26 protein-coding genes are annotated in these 26,809 nt (G+C 70.5%); 11 read left to right on the top strand and 15 right to left on the bottom strand.

What is annotated here, in order from left to right; all coding sequences use genetic code 11:
- The first annotated feature begins 73 nt into the window (after positions 1–73).
- Positions 74–994 (top strand): cyclase family protein, encoded by a 921-nt coding sequence (locus amrb99_RS05995; RefSeq protein WP_347256550.1) that lies wholly within the window; start codon positions 74–76, stop codon positions 992–994.
- Positions 995–1,069: 75 nt separating this feature from the next.
- Here the strand turns inward: amrb99_RS05995 and amrb99_RS05990 are convergent, their stop codons facing one another.
- Both amrb99_RS05990 and amrb99_RS05985 read right to left on the bottom strand, forming a co-directional pair.
- Positions 1,070–1,945 (bottom strand): YhjD/YihY/BrkB family envelope integrity protein, encoded by an 876-nt coding sequence (locus amrb99_RS05990; RefSeq protein ID WP_190853301.1) that lies wholly within the window; start codon positions 1,943–1,945, stop codon positions 1,070–1,072.
- A gap of 227 nt (positions 1,946–2,172) precedes the next feature.
- The gene (locus amrb99_RS05985) at positions 2,173–4,443 is read right to left on the bottom strand and encodes a catalase (protein WP_190853298.1); all 2,271 of its coding nucleotides are present in this window, start codon (positions 4,441–4,443) and stop codon (positions 2,173–2,175) included.
- A 185-nt stretch (positions 4,444–4,628) separates the two neighbouring features.
- Here amrb99_RS05985 and amrb99_RS05980 point away from each other — a divergent pair, with 185 nt between their 5' ends.
- Positions 4,629–5,429, top strand: a complete 801-nt coding sequence (locus amrb99_RS05980; protein WP_241755273.1) for a helix-turn-helix domain-containing protein — start codon at positions 4,629–4,631, stop codon at positions 5,427–5,429.
- A gap of 85 nt (positions 5,430–5,514) precedes the next feature.
- Positions 5,515–5,910 carry a VOC family protein gene (locus amrb99_RS05975; protein WP_190853296.1) on the top strand — a complete coding sequence of 132 codons (396 nt, stop codon included), beginning with the start codon at positions 5,515–5,517 and terminating at the stop codon, positions 5,908–5,910.
- Between the two features lie 281 nt (positions 5,911–6,191).
- Here the strand turns inward: amrb99_RS05975 and amrb99_RS05970 are convergent, their stop codons facing one another.
- The 5 genes from amrb99_RS05970 to amrb99_RS05950 form a co-directional block, all read right to left on the bottom strand.
- Positions 6,192–7,043 (bottom strand): oxidoreductase, encoded by an 852-nt coding sequence (locus amrb99_RS05970; RefSeq protein ID WP_190853293.1) that lies wholly within the window; start codon positions 7,041–7,043, stop codon positions 6,192–6,194.
- Between the two features lie 133 nt (positions 7,044–7,176).
- Positions 7,177–8,052 carry a helix-turn-helix transcriptional regulator gene (locus amrb99_RS05965; RefSeq protein WP_190853291.1) on the bottom strand — a complete coding sequence of 292 codons (876 nt, stop codon included), beginning with the start codon at positions 8,050–8,052 and terminating at the stop codon, positions 7,177–7,179.
- A gap of 272 nt (positions 8,053–8,324) precedes the next feature.
- Positions 8,325–8,993, bottom strand: coding sequence for a hypothetical protein (locus tag amrb99_RS05960; protein ID WP_347256556.1), 669 nt, complete (start codon positions 8,991–8,993; stop codon positions 8,325–8,327).
- An 85-nt stretch (positions 8,994–9,078) separates the two neighbouring features.
- Positions 9,079–10,308, bottom strand: coding sequence for a hypothetical protein (locus amrb99_RS05955; RefSeq protein ID WP_190853287.1), 1,230 nt, complete (start codon positions 10,306–10,308; stop codon positions 9,079–9,081).
- Positions 10,309–10,973: 665 nt separating this feature from the next.
- Positions 10,974–11,534: a MarR family transcriptional regulator gene (locus amrb99_RS05950; protein WP_190853285.1), complete on the bottom strand. Its 561-nt coding sequence runs from the start codon at positions 11,532–11,534 to the stop codon at positions 10,974–10,976.
- 150 nt (positions 11,535–11,684) lie between these two features.
- On the opposite strand from amrb99_RS05950, the gene amrb99_RS05945 reads away from it, so the two are divergent.
- Together amrb99_RS05945 and amrb99_RS05940 are read left to right on the top strand one after the other, a co-directional pair.
- Complete coding sequence (locus amrb99_RS05945) at positions 11,685–12,599, top strand: alcohol dehydrogenase catalytic domain-containing protein (RefSeq protein ID WP_190853282.1); 915 nt, start codon at positions 11,685–11,687, stop codon at positions 12,597–12,599.
- A gap of 23 nt (positions 12,600–12,622) precedes the next feature.
- Entirely contained in the window at positions 12,623–13,372 is a 750-nt protein-coding gene (locus amrb99_RS05940) for an SDR family oxidoreductase (protein ID WP_190853278.1), read from the top strand.
- 128 nt (positions 13,373–13,500) lie between these two features.
- Here amrb99_RS05940 and amrb99_RS05935 read toward each other — a convergent pair whose 3' ends face one another.
- A complete protein-coding gene (locus tag amrb99_RS05935) occupies positions 13,501–14,178 on the bottom strand; it encodes a DUF4328 domain-containing protein (RefSeq protein ID WP_190853275.1) in 678 nt (225 codons plus the stop codon).
- Between the two features lie 407 nt (positions 14,179–14,585).
- On the opposite strand from amrb99_RS05935, the gene amrb99_RS05930 reads away from it, so the two are divergent.
- Complete coding sequence (locus amrb99_RS05930; RefSeq protein WP_347256549.1) at positions 14,586–15,596, top strand: SAM-dependent methyltransferase; 1,011 nt, start codon at positions 14,586–14,588, stop codon at positions 15,594–15,596.
- 45 nt (positions 15,597–15,641) lie between these two features.
- Here the strand turns inward: amrb99_RS05930 and amrb99_RS05925 are convergent, their stop codons facing one another.
- Positions 15,642–16,118, bottom strand: coding sequence for a DUF6624 domain-containing protein (locus amrb99_RS05925; RefSeq protein WP_190853272.1), 477 nt, complete (start codon positions 16,116–16,118; stop codon positions 15,642–15,644).
- A 43-nt stretch (positions 16,119–16,161) separates the two neighbouring features.
- Between amrb99_RS05925 and amrb99_RS50655 the strand changes: the two genes are divergently transcribed.
- Positions 16,162–17,430, top strand: a complete 1,269-nt coding sequence (locus tag amrb99_RS50655; RefSeq protein ID WP_190853269.1) for a barstar family protein — start codon at positions 16,162–16,164, stop codon at positions 17,428–17,430.
- Between the two features lie 35 nt (positions 17,431–17,465).
- On the opposite strand, the gene amrb99_RS05915 is transcribed toward amrb99_RS50655, so the two are convergent.
- Both amrb99_RS05915 and amrb99_RS49915 read right to left on the bottom strand, forming a co-directional pair.
- Complete coding sequence (locus tag amrb99_RS05915; RefSeq protein WP_190853460.1) at positions 17,466–18,488, bottom strand: LLM class flavin-dependent oxidoreductase; 1,023 nt, start codon at positions 18,486–18,488, stop codon at positions 17,466–17,468.
- Positions 18,489–18,592: 104 nt separating this feature from the next.
- A complete protein-coding gene (locus amrb99_RS49915; protein WP_206699811.1) occupies positions 18,593–18,733 on the bottom strand; it encodes a hypothetical protein in 141 nt (46 codons plus the stop codon).
- A 33-nt stretch (positions 18,734–18,766) separates the two neighbouring features.
- Here amrb99_RS49915 and amrb99_RS49910 point away from each other — a divergent pair, with 33 nt between their 5' ends.
- On the top strand, positions 18,767–19,126 hold the full coding sequence (locus amrb99_RS49910) for an EamA family transporter (protein WP_206699810.1): 360 nt from the start codon (positions 18,767–18,769) through the stop codon (positions 19,124–19,126).
- A gap of 66 nt (positions 19,127–19,192) precedes the next feature.
- Here the strand turns inward: amrb99_RS49910 and amrb99_RS05905 are convergent, their stop codons facing one another.
- Positions 19,193–20,317 (bottom strand): hypothetical protein, encoded by a 1,125-nt coding sequence (locus amrb99_RS05905; protein ID WP_190853267.1) that lies wholly within the window; start codon positions 20,315–20,317, stop codon positions 19,193–19,195.
- The gene (locus amrb99_RS05900) at positions 20,310–20,879 is read right to left on the bottom strand and encodes an RNA polymerase sigma factor (protein WP_190853265.1); all 570 of its coding nucleotides are present in this window, start codon (positions 20,877–20,879) and stop codon (positions 20,310–20,312) included. The genes amrb99_RS05905 and amrb99_RS05900 overlap by 8 nt, the downstream gene beginning before the upstream one ends.
- 265 nt (positions 20,880–21,144) lie before the next feature.
- Between amrb99_RS05900 and amrb99_RS05895 the strand changes: the two genes are divergently transcribed.
- The 3 genes from amrb99_RS05895 (at position 21,145) to amrb99_RS05885 (ending at position 24,577) form a co-directional block, all read left to right on the top strand.
- The gene (locus amrb99_RS05895; protein ID WP_190853263.1) at positions 21,145–23,391 is read left to right on the top strand and encodes a hypothetical protein; all 2,247 of its coding nucleotides are present in this window, start codon (positions 21,145–21,147) and stop codon (positions 23,389–23,391) included.
- Between the two features lie 176 nt (positions 23,392–23,567).
- Entirely contained in the window at positions 23,568–24,053 is a 486-nt protein-coding gene (locus amrb99_RS05890; protein WP_190853261.1) for a PH domain-containing protein, read from the top strand.
- Between the two features lie 122 nt (positions 24,054–24,175).
- A complete protein-coding gene (locus amrb99_RS05885; RefSeq protein ID WP_190853259.1) occupies positions 24,176–24,577 on the top strand; it encodes a hypothetical protein in 402 nt (133 codons plus the stop codon).
- 11 nt (positions 24,578–24,588) lie between these two features.
- Here amrb99_RS05885 and amrb99_RS05880 read toward each other — a convergent pair whose 3' ends face one another.
- Both amrb99_RS05880 and amrb99_RS05875 read right to left on the bottom strand, forming a co-directional pair.
- Complete coding sequence (locus amrb99_RS05880) at positions 24,589–25,923, bottom strand: MFS transporter (protein WP_190853257.1); 1,335 nt, start codon at positions 25,921–25,923, stop codon at positions 24,589–24,591.
- Positions 25,924–26,058: 135 nt separating this feature from the next.
- Positions 26,059–26,790 carry an acetoacetate decarboxylase family protein gene (locus tag amrb99_RS05875; protein WP_190853255.1) on the bottom strand — a complete coding sequence of 244 codons (732 nt, stop codon included), beginning with the start codon at positions 26,788–26,790 and terminating at the stop codon, positions 26,059–26,061.
- Positions 26,791–26,809: the final 19 nt, after the last annotated feature.

The raw sequence follows: 26,809 nt of genomic DNA, 5'->3' as shown, positions 1-26,809 counted from the left end.
CGCACTCGGAGCAGCTGACCGGAGGGGCGATGCTGGGATGACGGCAGAGCGACCGATACCTACACAGGATGACGTGCTCAGGTACTTCGACACGCTGTCGAACTGGGGACGGTGGGGTGACGACGACGAGCTCGGCACTTTGAACCACATCACCGACGACGTCCGGCTGGCGGCGGCGCGGGCCGTGCGCCACGGCAGGAGTGTGTCCTGCGCATGGGAGGTTTCCGTACCGGAAGAGATGGAGCGGTCGACGACGACGTGCCCGTGCTTCGCCGACATGCCGGGCGTCGAGAACATGCCGCTGCCCGGATTCCGCAACGACCGGCGCTGGGGCTATTCGAACGAGCGGCTCGGCATCCTGTTCCACGGCAACACCATCACCCACGTCGACTCGCCATGCCACATCTTCTGGGACGGCACGATGTACAACGGGCGGTCGCATTCGCTGGTCGACGCCGCGACGGGGTCGGCGTGGGGGGCCGTCACGGCGGCGGCGAACGGGATCGTCACGCGTGGTGTCCTGCTGGACATCGCGAAGGTCCGCGATGTGCCGTGGTTGGAACCGGGTGAGGGCGTGTTTCCCGACGATCTCGAGGAGGCCGAGCGTCGCCAGGGTGTGCGGGTGCGATCCGGCGACGCGGTACTGCTGCGGACCGGCCATGGCCGCGCCCGGCACGAGGCCGGTGCGTCCGGCGGTTTCACGCAGGCCGGCTGGCATGCGTCCTGCCTGCCCTGGCTGCATGAACGGGGAGTCGCGCTGATCGGCGCCGACACCCCTCAAGACGTTCAGCCGTCGGGGTACAAGGACATGGCGATGCCGGTTCACACCGTGGGCCTCGTCGCGATGGGCCTGTGGCTGCTCGACAACTGCGACCTGGAGGCTTGCGCGGCGACGGCTGCCGAGCTCGGTCAGTGGGACTTCCACCTCGCCGTCGCGCCGGTCCGCTTCGCCGGTACGTCCGGCAGCCCGGTCAACCCGATCGCCACGTTCTGACCGCTGGACGCGCGCCCGACGGTGCCGGCACCCTTCACCGTCTGCGGCCCGGAGGATCGACCGGGCTGGTTCTGCTCAGTCGCGGTGCCGTTGGCGGGGAGCGTGGGCGTGGCGTTCGCTGTACAGGCGGCCGGCGATGGAGCCGAGGTGGACGACGACGCCGACGGCGACCAGCCAGGACATGATGACCATGACGACGCCGATGGAGCCGTAGCTCTGCTTGTTGGAGACGATCTCGTCGGAGAAGAAGCGGGACGAGAAGGCTCCCAGCCCCACCCAGAACAGACCGGTGGCCAGTGCCGAGGGCAGCAGGGCCATCCAGTCGGCGGCTTTCCCGAGCAGGACTTTCATCGTCCACCACCAGAACAGGACCGCCAGCGCCAGGCCGGTGAGCCCCTGGAGGATCGGTCCGACGAGGGGGCCGAGAGGGCCGAGGGCCCAGCCGAGGGCGGCGTGCGCGGCGCCGTAGCCGAGGAGGCCGGCGAGCCAGGCGCCTTGGGCGCCCAGATCGCGCAGCCCGCGGCCGGGCAGGTCGAACACCCGCCGGTACCAGCCCTGCAGTGTTCCTGCGACGGCCAGGGCTCCCAGGATCAGCAGGCATGCGCTGATCACGGTCGAGGATCCGGTGGCGGGAGTGGCGGTGAACAGGCCGGCCACGGCGTGCGAGGCCGGTTCGTCCAGGCCCAGCCAGCGGGTGACGACGGTGGCGGTGTCCTGGCCGGCCGCCGTGGTGATCACGATGAGGAACGGGAAGAAGCACAGGACCGCCAGCGCGGCCAGTTGGATGGAGTTGCCGAAGAAGTCGACCGCCGTCATCCGGGTCCACAGGGGGTTCTCCTTGATCCCCTTCAGGCGTGGGACGGCCCACTCCCGGCTCGCCCGGTGGAGGGCGCGACGCCGTGGTCGAGGCGGCGGTCCGAGCTTGTGAACCCCGGACGGTTCGGCGCTCATGTGGCAGACCTTCCCTGGCACCGCATCGCCACCTACCAGCCAGCATACGCACCTCGCCGCGCCCGGCGCCGCCGCCGGAGGGCGGGCGGTCCGACCGCGGATCTCCTCCGAATGGGGTGAATCGCGCGCCGGCCCACATCCGTTGTCGGCTTGTGTCGCGGGCCGCCCCCACGGCCTGCTTTCGCGGGGCGTGGGGGCGGGACTTGCCGACGTGGTGAGCCTGCCGGTCAGGCGGGGGCGGGGAACCGTTCCCAGACGCGGTGGAGCGCGAGCAGCTCGACGACGCCGCGCAGGGCGGTGGCGGGGTCGTCGTTCACCAGCACGCCGGGCGCGTCCTGCGGGATCCCGGCCCCAGGCAGGACGGGGCGGGCGGCGGCCAGGACCCCGATCGGCTTGGCGTGCCGGTAGGCCTCCGCGAGCAGGAGCAGGACGCGCGGGTCGGTGCCGGCGTCGACGGGACCGTTGCCGGCCTTGGCGTCCCGCGCGCCGAAGGCGTCGCCGCCGGGCGCGCCCGGCGCCGCGAGGATCAGCGCGTCGAACTCCACCGAGCGCGCGGTGGCGAAGGTGCGCTGGACGGTCACCGGTTCGCCGGAGCCGAGCTGCCCGCCGGACGGCGCGATGACCAGGGGGACCATGTCCCCGTCCAGGATCGACTGCCGGAGGGCGGCCACCGCCGCCAGGTCCGCGCCGGCGTCGGCGACGATGCCGATGATGCGGCCGGCCGTCGGCCAGCTCTGGCCCACCTGGGAGAGCGCCGGGCTGGGCTGGACGTCGGGGAGCGCTCCGGCGGCCTTGGGCGCGGGGAGTCCGAGCCCGGCGGCGACCTGCTCGCACAGGTAGGGGTCGATCTCGGCCAGCACCCGCAGGTTGCGTTCCTTGATGGCCTGCTCGTAGCACTTGCCGAGTTCGAAGGTGTAGGCGGCGATGATGTGCTCGCGTTCGACCGGCGACATGCTGAGCCAGAACAGCCGGGCCTGGCTGTAGTGGTCCGCGAAGGAGGCCGGCGCCTCGCGCACCTTGCGCGCGGCGGGGACCTGCACCGGCGTCTCGACGTAACCGCCCTCCTCGCTGCCGGCGAAGAAGGGGCAGCCGCCGTCCAGGGAGTTCGGCTTGTAGGGGGCGACCCCGGAGTGCACGGCCGTCTGGTGCATGCCGTCGCGCAGCATGTCGTTGACCGGCGCGTGCGGGCGGTTGATCGGCAGTTGCGCGAAGTTGGGGCCGCCGAGCCGGGTGATCTGCGTGTCGAGGTAGGAGAACAGCCGTCCGGCCAGCAGGGGGTCGTCGGTGATGTCGATGCCGGGGACGAGGTGCCCGGGGTGGAAGGCGACCTGCTCGGTCTCGTCGAAGAAGTTGGTGGGGTTGCGGTCGAGGGTGAGCAGGCCGATCGGCTGGACGGGCGCGAGCTCCTCCGGCACGATCTTGGTGGGGTCGAGCAGGTCGATGCCCTCGAAGGTCTGCTCGGGGGTGTCGGGGAAGGTCTGGATCCCCAGTTCCCACTGCGGGTAGGCGCCCGCCTCGATGGCGTCGGCGAGGTCGCGGCGGTGGAAGTCGGGGTCCACGCCGTTGATGATCTGGGCTTCCTCCCACACCAGCGAATGCACGCCCGCCTTGGGCTTCCAGTGGAACTTCACCAGGGTCGTGCCGCCGTCCGCGTCGACCAGGCGGAAGGTGTGGACGCCGAAGCCCTCCATGGTCCGGTAGGAGCGGGGGATGCCGCGGTCGGACATGTTCCACAGCGTGTGATGGGTCGCCTCGGTGTGCAGGGACACGAAGTCCCAGAAGGTGTCGTGGGCGCTCTGCGCCTGCGGGATCTCCCTGTCGGGGTGCGGCTTGCCGGCGTGGATCACGTCCGGGAACTTGATCGCGTCCTGGATGAAGAACACCGGGATGTTGTTTCCGACCAGGTCGAACACCCCTTCGGAGGTGGAGAACTTGGTCGCGAAGCCGCGGGTGTCCCGCACGGTGTCGGCCGACCCTCGGGACCCCAGGACCGGCGAGAACCGGACGAACACCGGCGTCTCGACGTCCTTGGCGAGGAACGCCGCCTTGGTGACGCCGGACGCCGTCCCGTAGCCCTTGAAGACGCCGTGCGCGCCGGCGCCGCGCGCGTGGACGACGCGCTCGGGAATCCGCTCGTGGTCGAAATGCGTGATCTTCTCGCGCAGATGGTGGTCCTGCAGCAGCACGGGTCCGCGCGGGCCCGCCTTCAGCGAGTGGTCGCTGTCGGAGAGCCGCAGCCCCTGCGCGCCGGTCAGGTAGGAGCCGTTCTGCTCGCGCACTCCTGCGGGGGCGCCGGTCGGCCGGCCGGTCGCCGTGAACGGCTCCGGCGCACCCTGGTCCGCCTTGGGGGGCAGCGGCTTCCGCGGGTCGGTCGGTTCCTCGACCTGCGGCGGCCGGCTCCCGGGCGCGCCCGGTAGGACGTCCGACGGCGCCATCGCGTCCTTGGCCTTGTCCGCCACCTTGTCGACCACGGACTTGACCGGGTTCTTCTCCTCCACGAGTCTCCCTTCGAGGTGTCACGGCTGCCGCCGTCGTCGACCTGCTTCTTTCCTCATGTCCGAGATCAAACGCTCGGGCGTTCCGCCCGGCGAAGGCAAGCGCTCTTCGCCTGGGCGAGGTCACCGACGCGACCTGCGACGCGTCCGGTGTGATGGCTCGCGGAAGTCGACCTAGTGTGGTGAGCATGATGTCCGCCCCTCAGCTGCCCGCGGCGCTGGCGCCGTTCGTGGCGACGCTGAGCCCCTACGATCTCGGCACGGGCTCGGCCGGTGTCCACCGCGGGCTGCCCTCGACCACGGTGTCGATCACGATCCCCGAGGACCCGATGGAGATCGCCTGGCTCGGGCGGCCCTCCTCCCGGCGGCGGTTGCGGGCCGTGGTCGCAGGGCTCCATCTGGAGGCGGCGGAGCTGCGGCAGGTGGGCGGCACCCGCGGTGTCTGGCTGACGCTCAGCCCGATCGGAGCCGGGGCCCTCCTGGGCGTCCCGGCGGCGGCGCTGGCGGGGCACTTCGTCGAGCTGGCCGACGCGGTCCCGGCGATGGCGTCCCTGCCGGAACGCCTGGCGTCCTGCCGGACGTGGCCGCAACGCCGGACCGCGGTCGTCGAGGCTCTTGCGGCCGCTCTGGCTCAGCAGGGGGCGAACGCCGACGCGAACCGTCAGCAAGCGATGCTGGCGGCGCTGTCGGGAACCGGGCGAGTGCACGAGGCGGCCCGGCGTCTCGGATGCTCGCGACGCCACCTGAGCACCGCGGTGCGCGCGGAACTGGGAGTGACGCCGAAGGAGTATCAGCGCCTCCTGCGTTTCGAGGCCGCGCGAGGCGAACTCGTCACCGCCGCACGCACCGGGACGGTCGGTCTGGCCGCCGTGGCCGCCGCGTCGGGGTTCGCCGACCAGGCACATTTCACCCGGGAGTGGCGGGCCATGGCCGGGTGCACTCCCACCGAGTGGCTGCAAGTGGAAGGTCCGGCCGCGCGGACTCCATGATCAGATGTGGGGTGCGATCCGTTCCCGGTGCGATCCGTTCCCAATCGTTCAAGACTCCGGCTTCGCCCGGCACCACCCTGGACGCATGAGCGCAGCCATCGACATCCTCGCCCGCGTCATCGTGCCCGATCCGGATCTCGCGTCGGCCTTCTACCGGGACGCCCTCGGCGCCGAGCAGGTGTTCCGCGCTCCGCCGGGCGACGACGGCAGGCCCGCCGTGGTCGACCACCGCGTCGGCGGCTCGTTCTTCCGCGTCTCGCCGGCCGTCGCCTCGTGGGGATGGCTGTCACCGAGCGATCTCGGCGGCTCCCCGGTCCTTCTGGAGATCGAGGTCGACGATCCCGACGCGGTCGGGGAGCGCATGGTCGCTCACGGCGCCGAGGTGGTCGTACCGATCGAGAACCGGCCCTACGGCAAGCGCTCGGGCCGCGTCCGCGACCCGTTCGGCCACCTGTGGATCATCACCGGCGAACCGCGCTGAGCCGCCACCGGCCGCTGCGCGGGCTTCGCGAAATCCTGCCCGCTGGGTGTGGACGATCGCCGTCCAGTGCCGATGCTGCGCCTACTGTGCGGCGCCGCCCGCCACGAGTGCGGGCAGGTCCGCGAGGCCGAGGCCCGCCGCAGTCGGTGAGCCTCGGCCTCGCGGCGAGTAGGAGAAGTCCGGCATGGTCGGCAGACGGGGACTGACGACGGACCAGACACCCATCATCTGCCGGACACAGAACGCCTTCCGCTCATGCCGTCTTGGTGGATCGTCCAGCGTCAGGCGACGGTGACTCCGCCTTCGGTGGAGTCGGTGGAGTGGCTGAGTTCCTCCCAGGCGTCGAAGTCGTCCTGGACGCGTTGGCGCCCGGCGGCGACCAGGCGTACTGCGTCCGAGCCGAGCAGGACGTGCACGGGAGGCTTCTCCGCGTCCAGGAGGGCGAGGATGGCGTCGCCCGCGCGGTCGGGGTCACCGATGCCCTGACCCGCGAGGGCCTGGCGGCGGGCCCGGATCGGGTCGAACAGCGCGTCGTAGTCGGCGATGCCGCGCGGTGCGCGGACCAGTGACCTACCTGCCCAGTCGGTTTTGAACGCGCCGGGGGCCACGGCCGTGACCCGCACGCCGAACTGGGCGACCTCTTGGGCGAGGGTGTCGGTGATGCCTTCCAGGGCGTGCTTGCTGCCTTCGTAGAACGCCAGTCCGGGGAAGGTGGTGTGCCCGCCCATCGAGGTGATCACGAAGATGTGGCCGCCGCGCCGTTCCCGCATGCCGGGCAGGACCGCCTTGACGGTCGCGACCGTCCCGAACACGTTGACCTCGAACTGGCGGCGCACATCGGCCATCGATGACTCTTCGAAGGTGCCTTCGAGCCCGTAGCCGGCGTTGGCGACGAGCACTTCGACCGGGCCCAGCTCCGCTTCGGCGGCCCGCACCGTGGGGTCGATCCGGTCCGCGTCCGACAGGTCGAGGACGAAGGCCCGGGCGCGGTCGGGATCCAGGGCCCGGAAGGCGGTCGCGTGCTGCTCGGTGCGCACGGTGCCCGCGACCCGGTGCCCGGCCGCCAGGGCGCGTCGGGCGATGGCCAGTCCGAGGCCGGTGCTGACGCCGGTGATCAGGAATGTCTTGCTCACTACAGAGGTCCTTTCGTGGACGAGTGCCAGGCCGCGGGGCGTGCGTGGGCACGGCGGCATCGACCCCGCGGGTATGGCGGGGTCTTGGCTGGCTGGGTGGTGTCGGTGCCGGATCGCCCGGTTCGGGCGGTCGTCAGGACTCGGCGGCGGTGTCCCGGATGGTCGCGGTCGCGGGTTCGCTGCCCCAGCTGGCCAGCAGCCGCAGGCGCTCCTGAGACGGCGAGCCGGACGGCGCGCTGTAGACCACGAGCGATTGGCCCGGGTCGGCGACCGAGGTGAAGATCTCGTACTGCAGTTCCAGGTCACCGGCGACAGGGTGGTGAAGGCGTTTCAGGCCGGTGCTGCGTTCCTGGACGCGGTGTTCCGACCACCACGCCGGGAACTCCGGTGAGCGCATCATCAGCTCACCGATCAGGCCGGCGATGTGCTGGTTTCGGGGCTGGGCGGCGGCGGCCATCCGCAACCCGTGCACGTAGTCGCGGGCGACGCGTTCCCAGTCGCGCCACACCAGGCGAGCACGCGGATCCAGCAGCGTCCACCGCGCCATGCTGCGTTCGCGGCGCGGCAGCTCGGCCACCTCAGGGAACAGCAACGCCCACATCGTGTTCCCGCCGACGACGGTGAGGTTCCGGTCGCTGACGAAAGCAGGAGCCAGATCCATCGACTCCAGCACCTGCCGCAGCGCCGGTCGTAGCCGCGACGAGGGCTCGGCCCGGTCCCTGTGCCCGGCCATGGCGCCCGCGAGGGCGAACAGATGCCGCCGCTCGACGTCATCGAACCGCAGCGCGTCGCAAAGGGCATGCAGTACCTGTTCGGACGGCTGCCGGGCGCGGCCTTGTTCCAGACGGGTGTAGTACTCGGTGCTCATCCCGGCCAGCTGTGCGACCTCACTCCGCCGCAGACCGGCGACCCGGCGACCGGCGCCGAACTCGACCGGCAGACCGATCTCATCCGGCGTGAGTCCAGCACGGCGGGCCCGCAGGAAGTCGCCCAAGTCGTTTTTGCCCATGCCCCAAGTCTGCTCAGCCGCCCGGCCGATCACCAAGGGCGTAGCTGGCCCCGCCAGTACTACGCACCAGGCCATGCGAGGCCGCGAGGCTCGGCAAGGCCCGCCGAGAACGTCTCCACCGAGCGCCGAGCGCCGAGCGCCGAGCGCCGAGCGCATCGCCCATCTGCACATCCGAGGAAGGCAGCATCTGGGCGGAATCCTCAACGAGTTACGAACATGCCGATTGACCTGCGCGGATGTACTTCTCGGTGAGCGCGGCGTTCTTGCCCACTTCAGATGGGCGGTATCAGATCGCTCCAGCTGATGGTGTACGTCAGCGGGGGATAGACGAAGTCCGTTTCGTTGTTCTCACGGCGCCGTAGCCGGTAGAAGTCGCGCCTCTGCTCTTCGTCGGCCAACGTGAGGCGCGCACCCTGCGGAAGGAATGCGTGCCCGTCACGAAACCGAACGAGGGTCTTTGACGTCCGGAAGGTCGCGCCTAGCCATTGGTTGTCGGTCGCCTGGGCGGACGGGTCCAGTACGATCTTGTGTTTGAGTCGCCGATTCGAGTCGGTGGAGAATGCGACGATGCTGTTGTGGCCCAGGGTGATCTCGAATTTCTCGTCACCGCCCCCCTTCGATTCGAAGATCAGCTTCCTCGAAGGGCTCGCTTCGGCGTGCTGATAACAGGAGAAGACGGCGATGAACGACCCGTCGGCCAGATCGAGGGCTTGGTCGGAGTGGCTGCTCATGGTTTTGTAAGCGTTCGTGTAGCTCTCGATGAGAGCGTTGTTGAAGCCGACCGGAAGTGCCGCACGTTCTTGGATCTGTTGAGCTAGGCGTTCGTGGACCGCGCGAAAACGCTGCGTCGGGCTGCTGTATTGAGTGGTGGTACGTACGAGAGGCACGCCTCCCGCCTCGTCGACCCTGGTGAGCACGCCGCCGCGCCGACCCTTTCCCACGTCTTCCAAGCGAATCGACGCTGACAGTTCTGCGAAGAGGTTCCCTCCGGACGGCAAGGCGTACGAAAGGATCTCAGTCGAGATGCTAGACCTGGGGGGCACTGTAGTCTCCCGTGTTCATGCTGAAGAAGAACGCGTCGCCGTAATCAATGAAGGACGAGGTCTTGTTCTCCTCGGCGTACAGTCTGCGCAGTTCGTTCATGCCTGCCTGGGTGGGCGGCTCCAGCCTCACCAGATCACCGTCGACTTTGAGGAATATGCAGCCGTCCTTGTGGACGGCTTCGGCGCTCGAACAGCGCACCACATATCCCAAGCGGGTGGGGAGTAGTTCGGCGTCCAACGTCGAGGGGCGGATCTCGTGCGTGTACAGGCGGTTGATGGACAGTGGCATGAAGAACACGGATCCGGGATAGAGAGTCACCGTGAACTGCGGAGGGAACGCGACCCCGTCGCGTTCTCCGGTCGGCTCCTTGAGGCGAAAGTGGAGCTTGGTCAGACCGCTCGCACCCTTCACGCCGTAGTCGAAGGGGTCTTCGGCCAGAGGTTGCAGTTTGTCGAGCCGGTCATAGAAGGTACAGAAGGCCATGATGCCGTTGACGGGCATGTCCTTGGTCTTGTCGGCATGTGCTGAGATCTTGGCCTTGGATTGCCTACGTTCGTCCGTGGCAGGGGTGTTGTGGTAGATCTGAGCGAGGACGTGGTTCAGCTGCGCCTGGTTCCGGAAGACGGCGGCGGCCTCGCGGTTCAGTGTCTCGACGATGCGCGTGTCGGTCGAGCGAAAGCCCTCGGTCGGCCCGGACAGATTCGTTGAGCACCGGAGCAGGCGGAAATGCAGTTCGTCGCCGTTTCGCGTGACCGGCGTCAGATAGATTCCGCTGCGATGGGCCGTTCCGGGTTTGGTGGACTCCGTCAGGGACTGGAACTCATGCTCTGCACGGATCCGGTTGAAGTGATCGGAGTCGAGGTCGAAAAAACGCCGATAGTACACGCCGGCGCCGTGTACGCGGATGGGAACCCGACCGAGGTCGATGAGGGGCCAAGGTTCGTCACCGTCCTCGTGATACCCGTGGGAAAGCTCCCGGATAACGAATACCCGGGCCGCCGTCTGCAGTTGGTGGCCGCTGATACCGGATACGTCACCACACAGGTAGATGGTCTTCTGTGCGAGGTCGGGGGAACCAGAAGCCAGATCGTCTTGCGTGATCACGGATCCGAAAAAGTCCCGGATCAAGTCATGGTCTCGCAACGTCGAAGGCGCAACCAAGATGGTGCGAATATCCTCAAGGCAGGCTTCTGCTGGTTCCGTCGTGGACATTGAGTTGTACCCGCCATTCGCGCTCTGGGACACGAACCCGCAGAGCCGACCGGATGCCTGCCGGTCCGTTCGCCCCGTTCCCTGATCTTCCGGACGGTAGAGGACGCAAGATTATCACCTTTTGGTCGGTCACGACTTGGCTGAACGGTGATCGGCGCCCGGAGGCATATTCACAAAGTTCGGCGAGCGTGTGCACGGCCTTCTCGAAGACGCCGGAGCCCTGTCGGCCATCGTCGACGCGGCGCAGGTCGCGTGAGAGCCGACGTGCGCTTCGCGGGCGCGGCCTTTACTGAGTCGCGGCAGGCGGGGGGAAACTGGTGGCGGTGCGCAGCCGTCGTCGCGTACGAGGTGCATGTGTACGAGGGCATGGCCGAGCGCGCCAAGGCCGAGCGGACGGAACGCCGCGCAGGCTTGGGCGGCACTTGGCGACCATCACCGGTGTCTGCAGGAACAGCCGCTCGAACGACGCCTTCCAGACGTAGGCCGACCTATCCAGCCTGAACGGCGCGCCCTCGGCGTCGGGATCGGCGTCCTCTGGCAGCTCGAAGCCGAGGTCCCGTTCCAGGCCGAGGCCCTGCACTGGCTGGCCTCCCGTCGCCAAGGGCGCCGGGGCGGCGTCGTCCCCTGAGTCCGAAGCGCATGCCGTCGACCCCGGTAGGGAGAGGTCAGTCCTGGTCAGGGCTGGTCCAGCGCGACTGGCGGCCGGAGGGCCGAGGGAGCGTGCCGCGGGCGAGGATCTGCTCGTGTATCTGATCGAGGGCCGTGTGCAGCGGCGCGAGCAGGTCGGGGTCGAGCCCGTCGAAGAACATCTGCTTCACCAGGGCGGCATGTCCGGGGGTGGCGCGGCGCAGCGCCGCGGCGCCCGTCGGGGTCAGCGCGGCGTCGGTCGCCCGGGCGTCGCTGCTCGACGGGCGGCGCTCGACCAACCCGCGCGCTTCCATGCGCAGCACCTGGTGGGAGACCCGGCTGCGCTCCCAGCCGATCCGGATCGCCAGGTCGCTGAGCTGCAGTCGCCTGTCCGGGGAGTCGGCCAGCGCGTTGAGGACGTGGAAGTCCTGGTGGGAGAGGTCGGCGTCGACCTGCAGTTCGCGGTTGATCTCGTAGTTGAGGCGCAGCGCCACCCGCATGTACGCGAACCAGGTCGCTTCCTGCTCGGCGGTCAGACCACCGGCCTCGCGGGGCGCCGACCCGTCCGCGCGGTCCCGCCGGTCCTTCGCCTTCGCCATGCGGCCTGCCCCTCTGCGAGATCACCGGCGTCGCGCTCAGGTTAGCCAACCAGGTGCGCAAGACGCGCCGGGACTATTTACGTGACACATCACGTTAGGGCATGCGTGACACATCACGTAAAGCCGCAAGGGCGGCGGATGGAGACGGTGATGACGAAGGCGATCGTGCTCAGTGACTACGGAGCCCCCGAGGTGCTGGTCCCGAGCGAGGTGGAGGTCGGGTCACCGGGGCCGGGGCGGATCCGGGTGAACATCGCGTTCGCCGGGGTGGGCCCGACCGATCTGGCGATCCGGTCGGGGCGGCTGAAGGGCGCGTTCGGCGCGCACCCCGGGTCGGTCCTCGGCTTCGAGGCGGCCGGCACGGTCGACGCGGTCGGCCCGTCCGTGGACGACGTTCGGCCAGGTGACCCGGTCGCCGTCTTCCTCCCCGGACTCGGCGGCTACGCCGAGCAGGTACTGGCCCGTCACTGGGTGCGAGTGCCGGAGCAGGTCGGTCTGCAGGACGCCGCGGCGCTACCGGCCTCGGGGGAGGCTGCGGCGCGCGTGGTCGATGAGGTCGGCGTCGCCTCTGGCGAGACGGTGCTGGTCGTCGGGGCGGCGGGGTCGGTCGGGCTGATCGCCGCCCGGCTCGCGGCCGCGCGCGGTGCCCGGGTGCTGGCCGCGGTCCGTCCCGAGGACTTCGCCCTCCTGGAGAAGGCGGGCGCCACCCCGGTCGCCTACGGTCCCGCGCTGGCGGCGAACGTCCGGGCGGCCGCCGGGCGGGTGGACGCGGTCATCGACGCGTCCGGCGCCGGCGTGCTCGGTGCCGCGGTCGAGCTGGCCGGCGGGCCCGGCCGGGTGGTCACCCTGTCCGACCCGCACGCCGCCGACTTCGGCGTCCGGCTGTCCGGACCGGACGGCCCGCGCATCGACGAACGGCTGCGCGACGTCATGACGGCGCTGGCCACGGGAGAGATCACGCTGCGGTCCCGGACCGTCGCGCCGCTGGCCGACGCCGCGAGGATCCACCGCGAGCTGGAGACCGGCGGGCTGCGGACCAAGGTCCTGCTGTCCGCGCGGGCCTGAGACATCCGAGAGGAGCATCGATCATGGGTCAGCTGGACGACAAGGTCGCCCTGGTCACCGGTGGTACATCGGGGATCGGTCGGGCGACGGCGCAGCGGTTCGCCGACGAGGGCGCGTTCGTCTTCGTCACCGGGCGCCGCCAGGCCGAACTCGACGCGACCGTCGAGACGCTGGGAGCCAACGGCCGGGGAGTGCGCGGCGACGTGTCCCGCGCCGACGACCTCGAGGAGATCTTCGCGCAGATCCGCCGGCACGGACGCGGCCTCGACGTGCTGTTCGCCAACGCCGGCGGCGGCTCGTTCGCGCCCCTGCCGGACGTCACCCCCGAGCACTTCGATGAGACGTTCTCGATCAACGTGCGCGGCACGCTGTTCACCGTGCAGAAGTCGCTTCCGCTGCTCAACCCGGGAGCGTCGGTCATCCTGGCCGGTTCGACCGCGGCCACCAGCGGCACGGCGGCGTTCGGCGTCTACGCCGCGAGCAAGGCCGCGATCCGGTCGTTCGCCCGCACCTGGGCCGTGGAACTGGCGGACCGGGGCGTCCGGGTGAACACGATCGTGCCGGGCCCGATCGAGACCGAGGGGCTGCGCGGCCTGGCCCCCGACGAGGCCGCGGCCGACGACCTCGTGCGGCAGTTGGGCGAGGCCCTGCCGCTCGGCCGTCCGGGACGGCCGGAGGAGGTCGCCAACGCGGTGCTGTTCCTCGCCTCCGACCAGAGCAGCTTCGTCACCGGCAGCGAACTGTTCGCCGACGGCGGCGACGAGCAGCAGTAGTCCCCCGGGGCCGCCGGCTGAGCCCGGCGCTGTCCGGAGCGGTCCCATGCGGGACCGCTCCGGACACACGGGCGATGAGCAAAGAGCGTCGGCGGGTTCGATCGCCGACCGCCGGACCCGGCGTCCGCTCAGGCCGGTGCGGGATCACCGCCAAGAGCGTGCCCGTGAACACCGGGCGCGCTCGCAACGGCCGCCGCCAGGCGGACGGCGTGGTCCTCCTGGAAACGCGTGAGCCGCCACACCACCAGCGCGCCGAACACGGCCGCGGCCACCCCGTCCACCGCGACCGGCACATAGAGGGTGAGCACGTTGCCGATGTGCCCTCCGGTACCGGCGAGGGTCAGCCGCGACGACAGCCGGACGCCCGCCAGATAGACGAGCCACGTCGCCCACCACGCGTTGACCTGCCAGATCGACGCGCCGGGCGGGGCGTTGGCGCGCCATACCGTGCCGACGATGGCGCGCGGAACGCGCAGGTTCAGGAAGGGAACGAACCAGCCGAAGATCACCCACGGACGGCCCCAGCCGTCCGGGATGTCGATGACGTCGGCGTTCGTCCGTGCCCGCCACAGCCAGACGATCACGGGGACGGCGGTGAGGAGGGTCAGCCCGTACTCCGCGGCCGATCCGACCGCCAGGACGTCGCACACCCGGTCGGCCGTCGACGTGACGCCGCCCCCGCTGAGCAGCGCGATCGCCCAGATCGCCGTCCCGGCGAGGACGGCGAGCAGCAGCGCGTTCGCGGCGAGCCCGGCCAGCGCCGCCAGCGCCGCCGCCCGCGGCGGCTTGATGATCTGATGCGTCACGGGTGGACCGTACCTTTCGCCTCCGGGGGAAAACGAAAAGTGATCTTTGCAGAAGCGGCCGGTGCGCGGAACCGCACGAAGATCACAAGACAGTGACGGCTCAGGCCGCCGGTAATTTCGGCGCGTCCGATTCCGGAAACCGATGTAGCTCACCGCAACTACGGAGGGTCGCGTTTCTCGTTCGGGCCGAACGCGAACCGAGCTGCCGACCGAGATCGACGGCCCCGAACGTGCCCTCTCGAGCTGCTGAGCGGCGGGGCCACGGCCTGCGTCCGGGCGGCGAACTACCGCTGTCTCACCGCCGATGTGACTGCCGAAAACCATGTCCATGCGGATGAAATCGACGGGCCGGCGGGGCTCCACCATGGGACTCGATCAGCCGTAAAGAAAGAGCGCCGATAGTTCTGGTGCTGCGGCATCAGATCGGCGTACAGGAGCATCAGCTTGCCGTTTCACTGCGCTGGACGTCGCTGGCGGCGCTGCCGCACCGGCGGTGGCGACACCTGCTCAGCGCGTCGGACGGCGACACTGCCGTCTCAACGGAGTTGGCCTCCTGCCGCACCGTGGCTAAGCTACACGCACAACAGTTTGATCTTGAGCGGAGGCCATTCGTGCCCGAGGACGGTCCATCACCGGAGATCGACACCACTCGGCCGAGTGTCGCCCGCATGTACGACTACTACCTGCACGGCAAGGACAACTTCCAGGTCGACCGCGACGCCGCGGACCGGGTCGCGCGGGCCATGCCGGAGATCGGCGAGCTGGCCCTGGAGAACCGCTCCTTCCTGCGCCGCTCCGTGCGGTACATGGTGCGCCGGGGAATCCGCCAGTTCCTCGACATCGGTTCCGGGCTGCCGACCGTCGGCAACACCCACGAGGTGGCGCAGGAGATCGTCCCGGACGCCCGCGTCGTCTACGTCGACAGCGATCCGATCGTGCTGGTGCACGGGCGCGCGCTGCTCGCGACCAACGAGTTCACCACCGTCGCCCAGGCCGACATGCGCCGGCCCGCGGACGTCCTGGAGCACGCCGCGACGACCGGTCTGATCGACTTCTCCGCTCCGGTCGGCGTTCTGATGATCGCCATGACCCACTTCCTCACGCTGGACGAGCGAGAAGGCGTCATGGCGCCTCTGCGCGACGCCCTGGCGCCGGGCAGCCATCTCGCCGCGACGCACGTGACGACGGAAGGGCACGACGCGGCGGCCGTCGAGCAGATCGAGGCTGCCTACGCGGCCACCCCGACGCCCATCTATTTTCGCGGCAAGGCGGATATCGCACTGTTCTTCGAGGGCTTCGAGTTCGTCGATCCGGGTCTGGTCACCATCGACGCGTGGAATCCCGAAGACGATAAGACGGACAGGCCGGCCAAGGATGTCGGTAAATGGCTTTACGGCGGCATCGGCCGCAAAATCTGAGTCCACGCCACGCCGTTCGTCGAGGCGGCGGCGCGTTTCCGCCTCCTATTCGGCCATGGGCGGCAGGCCCACTCGGGCGCGGCGGTCGTGCAGTCCGTCGGGATCCTCGATCGGCCGCGGTCCGTACCCCGTCGCGGTCATGCCGTACTGGGTGCCGTACCGCTGAGGCAGGCCGGCATTGACCCGGACGCGATCCTCCAGGTAGGCGAGATCCTTCGGATCGGCGTCGCCGCGCTCCACCGCCTCTCGCATGGCCCGCAGGAAACGGCGTTGCGCCCGCCGGCGCCAGTCGGCGTGCTGGGCGAGCCGCCAGGCGGCGTGGGCCGCGTCCCTCCCGACCAGCGCGGTCCCGGGCCACTCCCGCCGCCGGACGACGCGGTCGAGCCACGCGGTGTTGCCGCCGTCGACCCAGACGAAGCGCAGGGCCTTGAGAGGCGAGAGGAAGGTCTGCGGGGTCGATGCGCGGACCCTCTGGTCCCGCGCGGCCCGGCGCAGCAGATCCGCCCGCAGTCTCCGATCCACGACCCCACTATCCCTCTCCGGGCTCCCGGTACGGTCGGGGGTCATGACCGACCGCCTGGACCGATCCGGCGACCCGTGGCAGCGGCGGTGGACGTGGGACCGGCGGTTTCCACCGCGTTGGCTGCTCGTCGGATTCACCGGCACACCGCAGTTCCCCGACGACGACGCCCTGGCGTTGTGCGCCGACATCGACGGGTTGTTCGTCGACCTGCCGCCCCGTCCGCGGGAACGCTTCACCCTCCTGGACTGCGTGCCGGACGGCGCGCTCGCCTCGGTGATCGACTCGCCGGCCTCCACCACCGCGGGGTCAGAACGAGCGTGGCTGGGCAACCTTTGGCTGTCGTCCAGACCCGATGACCCTGCGGCACGGCGCGGCTGGATCGGTGAGCAGTTGCTGGACGTGACGGTCGTGGGCCACCGGCCGTCCAAGACGTCCCCGGAACACCTCGACATCGACCTGGAGGGCCTGGCCGATGTGCAGGACCGCACCGACGGTGTCGCCCGTCCTGACGACGTCATCGGATTGGTGTTGAGCGGTCCGGACGGCGCTCCGTGCGGTGTCTGCGCCGACATCACCGGCCTGTTCCGGGAACCCGCCGAGCCGCCGGTACCGCACATCACCCTGGTCGGTTGCCGGCCCGAGCCGCCGCTGCTGACCGCGATCGCTGCGGCACACCAGACGACGAAGGCCGGGCTGCGCCGCCGCCGGATGTCGGCGGACGTGGGAGCGGTCGCCGCCGACGGTTCGGCGGTACGTCTGGTCGGCGGCAACGTGTCCGGCACTGTCATGTCGAGCGTCCCGTCCGCGCTCGGTCCCGACCTCCTGGACGTCACCATCGCCGCCGACGCACGCGAACCGCACCCTGCCGCGACCCGCGACATCGTGGACCTGTGGTTCACCGGTCGGCCCACCGAACGCAACCTGTGGGCGCGCTATGACCGGACGCTGCGGCACGAGTGGGCCGGCGTGGCGCTGGCCCATCACCGTTACAACGACCCCGACCAGCGGGCAGGAACCGTCTTCCACCTCGACGGCCGCTTCGTCACCGACATCGAGGGCTTCTACTGCGCCATCGGTGAGGCGATCAACGGCCCAGGCGGCTACTTCGGCTGGAACCTGGACGCCCTCGACGACTGCCTGAGCGGGAAGTGGGGCGCCGCGGCTCCCTTCCGGCTGGTCTGGCACGACTCGGCGGTGGCCCGCCGGCACCTCATCGCCGGCCACGACCGCCACCGACACGCGCCGGCGGTGCCCCTCGACACACTCCTGGAGATCCTCACCGCCCACGGCATCGACGTCGAACTACGCTGAACATCGACACGCGATGGGCCGGGGCGGGAGCGTCCTCAGCGCCAGCCGAGCTCGGGTGCCACGTGAGTCAGGATGTTCTCCAGGACGTGCACGTTGTAATCCACGCCGAGCTGGTTGGGAACCGTGAGCAGAAGCGTGTCCGCCGCCTGGATGGCCTCGTCGCCGGCGAGCTGCTTGACCAGCACGTCCGGCTCGGCCGCGTACGAGCGTCCGAAGACCGCCCTGGTCTTCTCGTCGATCATCCCGATGTGGTCGTCCGAGTCGGCGCTCCGGCCGAAGTAGGCGCGGTCCAGATCGCTGGTCAGCGCGAAGATGCTGCGGCTCACCGAGACGCGCGGGGTACGTTCGTGCCCGGCGTCCTTCCACGCCTGCCGGTAGGCCTCGATCTGCTTGCGCTGCTGGACGTGCAGCGGCTCGCCGGTCTCATCGTCCTTGAGCGTGGAGCTCTGCAGGTTCATGCCCAGCTTGGCCGCCCACACGCTGGTGGCGTTGGAGCTCGAGCCCCACCAGATGCGGTCGCGCAGGCCCTCGGAGTGCGGCTCGACGCGCAGCAGCCCGGGCGGATTGGGGAACATCGGCCGCGGGTTCGGCTCGGCGAAGCCCCTGCCCTGCAGCACCATGAGCAGCACCTCGGTGTGCTTGCGCGCCATGTCGGCATCGGTGTCGCCCTCGGGGGGGTCGTATCCGAAGTACCGCCATCCGTCGATGACCTGCTCCGGCGATCCCCGGCTGATGCCGAGTTGCAGCCGCCCGCCGGAGATCAGGTCGGCGGCCCCGGCGTCTTCGGCGAAGTACATCGGGTTCTCGTACCGCATGTCGATCACGCCGGTGCCGATCTCGATGCGCGAGGTCTTCGCACCGATCGCGGACAGCAGCGGGAAGGGAGAGGCCAGCTGCCTGGCGAAATGATGCACCCGGAAGTAGGCGCCGTCGGCGCCGAGTTCCTCCGCGGCCACGGCGAGGTCGATCGACTGCAGCAGCGCGTCCGCCGCGGACCTGGTCTGCGAGCCCGGGCCGTCACTCCAGTGACCGAACGAGAGAAAACCGATCTTCTTCACACCGTCGTCAACCGTCCCGACGCCCACGAGATTCCTGGACGCCTGACCACGGCCGTGCCACGATCATCGACCGTCGCACACCCAGCCCAGTGGGACCCCTCCGTTCAGGGTGCCGGCGCGGGGCTGGGCGGGAGCTGCACCGTCGTGATCAGGTCGCAGGGACTGGTGCCGGAGCCGCTGTAGGCGTGGGTGATCTGGTCGGCGGTGGTGATGCGAACGGCGCGGTCTTCCGGCGGCCCTTGCATGAGAGGGACGAAGATGCCGAGGGTGTCGGCCAGGTGGACCAGAGTGGCGAGGTTGCGGTTGCCCTGGCGCTGACCAGCTCGCTGGCCTACGGGTGCGCCGATCTCCTTGGCGTCCGCGAGCCTCGTGGTGGAGCTGGCTGCAGCAGGCGCCCGGCGGTAGCGGAGTCGCCCCGCTGGTCGGCGGCCGGCGGGGTGCTCGACTCGATCGCGAACCTGCTGATCCTGCTCGCCGCGCGCAGCGGCGACCTGTCGGCCGTGGCGGTGATCGTCGCCCTGTACCCGGCCGGGACGGTCCTGCTCGCCCGCGGCGTCCTGCGCGAGCGGATCGGCCGCGTCCAGATCGCCGGACTGGGCACCGCCGCCGTCGCGGTCAGCCTGCCGGCCCTCACCTGACCCGGATCCTGCCTCTCATCGCTCCCGATCAGGCAAGGGCGGCCATCGCCGACACCGGCCCCGGCCTCAGAGGCGGTGGGCGGGCAGGGTGGGGACGGTGTCGGTCCAGCCCTGACGGCGGACGAGGGTGTACCCGTCGAGCTCGCCCGCGAGGCGGCTCTCCACGGCGAGGGGGCGTCCCGTCCGCGGGTCGATGATCAGCCTGGTGTCCATGGCTCCGGTGGCGGTCCAGAAGGCGACGCCGTGGCGGCCGAGGCGGTCGGTGACGGTTCCATGGCTGCGGTCGATCGGAAGGCCGGCCAGCACTCGGTACAGGGCGGCCTGGACGGCGGGCGGCGCGGGGGCGCCGACCAGCAGGTCGGTGATCTGCTGGAACGTGACGTCCGGCGGGGGAGTCCGGCCGGCCTTCGGTTCCGTCGCCGGGGTGGTGGAGCCGAGCCACAGCTCGTCCAGCGCCGTCTTGAGCGCCGTGGGATCGGTGGGCAGCACGGCGATCTGATCGAGGGTGATGGGAGCGCCCGCCGCGCTCGGATAGGTCGGTTCTTCCTGCCGGGTCGTGCGCATGGTGCGTTGCAGGGCGAGCGCTGCGGGTGGGGCCGTCCGCAGCCCGACGCTCATGCCGTGGATCTCGCACGTGCCGGGACGCGGCGCGCCGGCCCGCCGCCAGGCGCGTTCGTCGGCGCCGCTCAGCCTCCGGTCGGTGACCGCATCGACGACGAGCCAGCTGGTGTCGCGCCCGGATCGGGCTGCCCAGAGCCGAGCGTGGCACGTCGAGGAGAAGCGGTACAGAGGTTTCGCGGTGGGGGGCGGCGGCCCCGCGGCGGCGTCGCCCAGGTAGCTCGCCGTGGTGTAGGTGCTGAGGTCGGCCGTCCAGTACCGTCCGGTCGCCGTGTCGCCTTCCTGGAGTGTCGTGGCGGCGGCGAGGAGGGTTCGGCGTGCCGACGGCGGATCGGTGTCCTGACCGGTCGGGCGTGCTACGACGATCAGCCCGGCGACCAGGGCCGCCGCCGCGACGATGGCGCCGCCGTACCGGACGCGCCGTCCGGGCGCGCGGGCGGGGACCCGGCCCGGCTCCGGTCCGGACATCGCGCGGGCGCGGATGCGTTCGAGCCGTCCGGGATCGGCGGGCGGGTCGAGCCGGTCCGGCCGGACGGCCGCCATCGTCGCCAGCAGATCAGTCTTCCTACTCATCGGTGTCACCTTCACTTCCCGGATCCGCGTCGCGCGCCGCGTCGTCGATGTGGCGGTCGAGGTGGCGGCGCGCCCGGTGGACGCGCATGGCGAGCGCGGGCCGGGAACAACCCAGGACCTCGGCGGCCTCGCGCGGCGACAGCCCGTGCCAGCCGAGCAGCATCAGGACCTCGCGGTCCCGTTCGGGCAGCGCGGCCAGCGCCCGCAGCAGGACGGTCCGGTCGACGATCAGCTCGGCGACGTCCCCGGCGACCGGCGGCGAGGTCGCCGCCCAGGCATGCAGTTCCGCGGCGATCAGGTCCTGCCGCACCTCCTGCCGCCACTGCTCCCGGATCACGTTGCGCGCGACGCCGATCAGCCAGGCCAGCGGGACGTCCGGCACCACGTCGCGCCGCCGCCACGCGATGACGAACGTCTCGCTGGCCACCTCCTCGGCGAGCGCGCCGCCGACCCGCGTCACCGCGTAGGCGTACACGCGGGCGAAGTACCGGCCGAACAGCTCGTCGAACCATTCGGTCGACCCCCGGTCCGCGCGCTCGGCGCGAGGCTCCCGACCGCTCACGCCACGCTCGTCCAATCCCGTCACACTGAGAAGTGAGCAAAACCGGCCCGATATCACTGAGACAGGAAAATGATCCTCCGCTCGCCCGGGAACGGTGCCGGAGGCCAAGGACGCACGGCTGCGTGCGGACGCTCACGGGGGGACGCGGCGACGCGGTGGCTCTCGACGGCCGTGGCCGCGGGGTCATAACACCGGGATCCACCGGACAGGCCCTAGAGTCGATGGCTCCCGGTCACTGCAGGGAAGGTGCGCGATGGTGGGCTCTGTGGGATTGGACGCCGGTGCCGTCGGCGAATGGTGCGCACGTGCGTTCACCGGGGCGCCGACGGTGGCCGCGCGGTTGCCGGCCGGTTCCGGCAGAGCGCACGGCGAATGCACCGAGCGGGCACTTGCCCTGCGCATGGGCGCTCTTGTGCAACAGGCGCCGCCGTATCGCGCGCTGCGCGGCCTGCAGGCGGTCGTTCCCGACGGGTGGGCGGACCGCATGGCGCGGCGGTACGCATCGCACGCGCAACTGGTCCCGCCCTTCCGGGAAAAGGCCGCCGATATGCGGCCCACTACGTACGGGTGGGTCGACAGCCTGCGGGAACGGGACCTGAGGAAAGCGTTCATCGCGTTATCCAGCCCGCCGGAGCCCGGTCCGGTGGAAGCGGTCCTGTCCGAGCTGATCGACCGCGTCCGGCGCTATTTCACCGCGCACTCGAGAGTCGGCGTGATCGGCGGCGCGGAGACGGGGCTGGCGCGGCTCTGCCTGATGCTGGCCCGGTTCGAGGCGGGTGTGCTGCCGGAGGCGGACGCCACCGTCGAGCAGATTCACCGGAGCGTCCCTGAGGACGAGGTGCGCGAGCTGGTCGGCCTCGTCCGGAAGCTGCCCCGCGCCCTGGGCGCCCGGCTGGGCCGGCCGGGCACCATGCGGGGCGTCGCCGAGCCCGTGTTCGTGCACGGGCTCGCGGAGGGCGACCTGATGATCGGCGACACGCTGGTCGCGGTCAGCCTCGGCGGCGCGGCCGAGGTGGCCCGGCGGCTCCGGCACCTCGTCGCGCACGCGTGGCTCGACACCGGCGACCTCTATGGCGTCCGCACGGTGGGGGTGTACCTCGCGGACTCGGGCGCCCTGGTGACCTGGCCGGTCACCGACCTCGCCGCCCGGTTGCTGTCCGGCGCCGACCCGGGCGCCGCCCGCGCCGAGTTCCGTGCTCTGGCCGAACGGGAGATCGCGGCGCCCAGGCCGGTGGCGCGTGCGGACGCCGCGCTCCGGCACCGGCGCGACTGCGCCCTGGTCGAGACGACGATGCCCGCCTCCGGTGGGCGGCCGCGCCCCGGCTGGTCGGTGACGCCCAACGGACCGACCTGCCCCAGCCGGGACCTCGCCGAGCTGGCCATGCCGTTCTGCGCCGGCCTCCCCGACGGCTGGCGCCTCGACTACTCCGAGGACCCCTACGGCACCATGCCCCCGCACTGGGAAGTCGTCAAAGGGCGCCAGAAGTACCCTTCGCCCGGGACCGATGCCGACGGTCTCGCCCTCGTCCACTTCTTCGCCACCGTGCACGAAAGCCGGAGTGCGCCGGTCAAAACGGAGGAGCCCATTCGCGCGACTCCGAAGAAGGCCACCGTCTACGGGCCGGAAGTGTGGAACACCGCCTTCGGTGCCGAGTGGACATACTGGGACCTGTGGTTCAGCGCCGTGTGCGTCGCGGACCACAACGGCGACTGGGACGAACTCGACGCGAGCCTCTTCGCGAAACCCGCCAACCGGGATTTCGCCGAGCGCATGTGGTCGCACCTGGTCGACCTCAGGAAGCGTCTCACCGCCGTCGGGAGAACCGCCGCGGATCTCGCCGGTGCTCTGGCCACCGACCGCAAGACGCTGACCAAGGCACGGTCGAAGGTGAAGAAGGGCACGGGTGTCCGGGACAAGGACCATTCACCCGCCATGCGCGACACCCCGAGCCAACGGCACATCGTTCGGGCGCACTTCGGTAGCTGGGATCTGTACCCGGTCTCACCGCGCCCGTTCTACAAACGACTTTCCGCGGCCGCTCCGTTCGACCTCGAAGCTCCGGGCTGGGGCGTTTCGGCCTTGGAGAAGGTCAGTCCCCTGTTCGACAGGCTGAACGAACTGGAGGACGAGCACGCCGACGATCCGCCCGTCCTGCTGGCCGTCCGCCGGGCCGGGCTCACCGCCGCTTCGCTGGCCTTCCACCGTTGCGACGACTCCTACGGCGTACTCGGCGACGATGCCTCCGCCGCGATGCTGCGCTTCACCTGTACCGACTGGCGCGCCACCGGCATCGACCCCACCATGTTCTGGCGCGACGTCCTCGAAATTTTCGCTGTTCTGGCCGACTTCGGAGCGACGTACAAGCACGAGAGCGAGTTGATGGCGAATCTCGGCGCGGACCGCGACCGGGCGTTGCTCGACGCGGTGGTCGAGGACCTGCGCAGCTCGTACATCGCCGACCGGCTCGACTGGTTCGCGAAGGAGGTCGCAAAATTCCGGAATTCCTTCTAGGAACCGTCCTAGGAGGATGTCTCGGCCATGACCGTGCACCAGTGGGCCGCTGCACGCAGAGGCCCATCTGCGGACGGGGATCGGTGCCCCGGGATCCGGAACCCGCCTGGTCAGGCATCGTCCGCCGGCGACTCGGGTTCGTGCGACCGGTCCTTGAGCTGCTAGACATCTGGCGCATGGAACAACGAACCGTGCGCTGTCACCGCTATCTGCTGATCATGACGGCGCTGGTGGTGTTCCTGGCCGTCAGTGCCGGCCTGCTGGTGCGAGCACTGCTCCGGGGTCTGGCGTACCTGGAGACGCTCGGCGCGATCCTCCTCCTGGCCGTTCTCGCCGCGGCCCTCGTGACGGCCGTCGGCGCGCTGCGCAGCCGCGCCATCGTCGACGACCAGGGCGTCACGGTCGTGGGTGCACTGCGCCGCTGGCGCTACGCCTGGGACGACGTCACCGAGATCACCCTGCACGCATCGCTGCGCTACTGGGAGGTGTACCTGCGCACGGCCGACGCCGAGCGCCGGATCTTCTTCTATCCGGTCGGGGTGTTCGCTCCTCCGGCTTCCGGGGAGCGCTACTCCACACCCCCGCCCTACACCCCGCCCGGCCTGGCGAGGCTCTACGCGCGCCTTACAGACCCGGCAGGGCACCCGCGTCCCCGCCCGTAGCGGCCATCCCGGAGTGAACAAGATCAAGCCACACGTCCTGAGCTATATGCTGACCTGCGCAGATTTCGCCTAGCAGGATCGAACAGGGTGACGGGACAGCGATGCCGACGCACGAGTGGACCATGGCCAACGACGATCACGGCTCGCGTCCGCGCCCCGGGCGGCGGAAGTACTTGATCTTCGCCTTGGGCTTGGCGGGGGTCCTGGGGCTGTTCGCCGTGCTGTACCTGATCGGTGGGCAGGGAGGAAGCGCCCAGTCCCTCGGCCCGAAGAGCTACAGCACCCACGTGGAATGCCAGGTGAACACGTCCGGATCGCAGGGCACGGTGACGGTCAGCGGCACGATCACGGGCAATGCGACCCGCTACGCGGTCACCGTCGAGGTTCTGGACGCGGCCTCTCACCAGCGGATCGGCCTGCAGACCTTCGAGGTTCGAGGTTCGACGACCTTCGGCGGAACCACCGCGGCGCAAGCTCCGATCGGACCCGCGGGCATCGAATGCAAGATCACGAAGGTCGCCTAGGACGCCGTCTCCTACGGTGCCGGTCTGGCGGATGGCGTCGCGCGGTCCTCGGCACCTGAGGCGGGGGAGGGGGCGCCGGCCTCCTCCAGGCTCACGCCATTGGTCTCAGGGGCCCACAGGGCGGTGAAGACCATGCCCAGCAGCAGGGTCGCGGCCGTGGCGACCATCACGGCGCCGACTCCGCCGTGGTCGAGCATCACCGGGAGCAGGAAGGTGCCGGCGGCCGCCCCGACGCGGCTGATCGCCGCGGTGACACCGAGGCCGGAGGCGCGCAGCGCGGTCGGGAACAGCTCGCTCGGGTAGATGAACTCCAGGTTGCCCGCCAGCGCGAGGACGACCGCGAACAGGACGAACACGATGATCGTCAACCATGCGGGGCCCGGCAGGAGACCGACCCACAGGCTGAGCACCGCCAGCACGCCCATCGAGTACAGCAGGGCCGGACGGCGGCCGATCCGGGGGAGGACGGCCAGCCCCAGCAATGAGCCCACCACCGCGAAGGCAAGCGGCAGCACCGTGCCCCAGAACTCGTCGCGGACGTCCAAGGCGTTCAGGACGTCGGGGAGGAACACGAACAGGGAGAAGTTCGGTACCGCGAGCGCCGTCCAGAACAGGCCGCCGACCAGGGTCCGGCGCCACATCGCGCGGCCGAACAGGTCCCGCCAGGGACGCTGCTCGGCGGTGTCCGCCGCTTCGTCGAGCGACACGTTGGAGCCGAGCCACCTGTCCACGACGGCCCGCGCCTCGGCGCCGCGGCCCTTGCTGATCAGCCAGCGGGGCGACTCGGGCGCGCCGACGCGCATCAGCAGCACCACGGCCGCCGGCACCGCGCTGGACGCGAGCGCCCACCGCCACCCCTCGTCCCCGGCCTCCCGGACGATCACGTAGCCGACCACGGCCGCGGCCAGGTAGCCGACCGCCCAGAGCGCGTTGAGGGAACTCATCACCGAACTGCGCAGCTTGCGCGGGGTGAACTCGGCGAGCAGCGCGGGGCCGATGGCGTAGTCGGCCCCCACGGCGAGCCCGAGGACGAGGCGGACCACGCCCAGCTGCGCGGGGCCGGAGGCGAACAGTTGGAGCGCCGAGCCCACCAGCAGGAGCAGCAGGTCGAAGGTGAACAGCCGCTGGCGTCCCACGCGGTCGGTCAGCCAGCCCACGACGATGCCGCCGATCACGACGCCCAGCAGCGGCGCGGCGGCGACGAGGCCGTCCCACCAGGAGTTCATGCCGAAGCCCGCGGGGATGGCGGGGAAGGCGAAGATGACGGCGCCGAGCAGGTAGCCGTCGATGAACGTGCCGCCGCTGACGATGGCGGCGGTTCTCAGGTGGAACGGCCGGAGCGGCATGTCGTCCAGTGTCACGGAAGGTGGCGATGGGCTCATGGGGGTCACCGTTCGAAGAAGCGGATAGGGCGAGCGTTCCGGGACGGGAGCGACGGCCGGACCGTGCGGGGCGGGGGACGTGGTGCGCGGGGGAGCGTGTCAGATGGCCCGCGAGTCGACGACCTCGCCGAGCGGGAAGTCGAAGGCGTGGCGGTCGACGCGGGCGGCCAGCACGTCGAGCCCGCCGAGGACGTCGAGGTCGTCGCGGGGGCCGCTGGTGACCTCCAGGGTCGCGGTCGCCCGCGTGCTCTCGTACTGGACCGAGTTGGGGTAGTCGATCCGGAGGACGTCGGCGTGGTCGGGGACGCCGAACGGCGTGGGTGCGTAGTGGCGGACCTGGAGGCTGGACGGCCCGATCGGCGGGTACCCGACCTCGTCGGGCCAGCCGTCGGCCGCCTCGTCGCCGAGGGTCACCGTGCTGCGGAACAGCAGGTCGCCGTGGCGGCGGCAGTCCAGGCGCAGGCGCGGGCCGTCCTGCTCCCAGACGAAGTCGCCGCCCTTCTTGGGGTACGACCAGTACTCGCGGCCCGCGGCGAGGCCCATGTCGAGGTCGATGTACTCCAGCACGCAGCACTTGCCGGTGTGCTCTCCCACGCGGGCCGGGACGCTGACGGCCACGTTCTTGCTGCCGGCGTAGCCGTCGACGTCGCCGATGAGCAGCCAGCTCACCAGGATGACGTCGCCGGCCGGCTCCAGCGGCGTCGGCAGCAGCCTGCCGGCGAGCCCGTCCTCGCCCCGGCAGGCGAGCAGGACGCGGGTGCAGTCGGCGAGCTCCTGCTGCGGCCGCCGGCGCTGCAGATCCTGCGGACGCTCGGGGACGACCTGCTGCACTACGCCTTCAGCAGGCCGC

Origin of the sequence: Actinomadura sp. RB99 (assembly GCF_014706005.1) — a bacterium.
Taxonomy (GTDB): domain Bacteria; phylum Actinomycetota; class Actinomycetes; order Streptosporangiales; family Streptosporangiaceae; genus Spirillospora.
The sequence above is the reverse complement of the archived record's forward strand: the minus strand, read 5'-3'. Positions and strand labels throughout refer to the sequence as shown.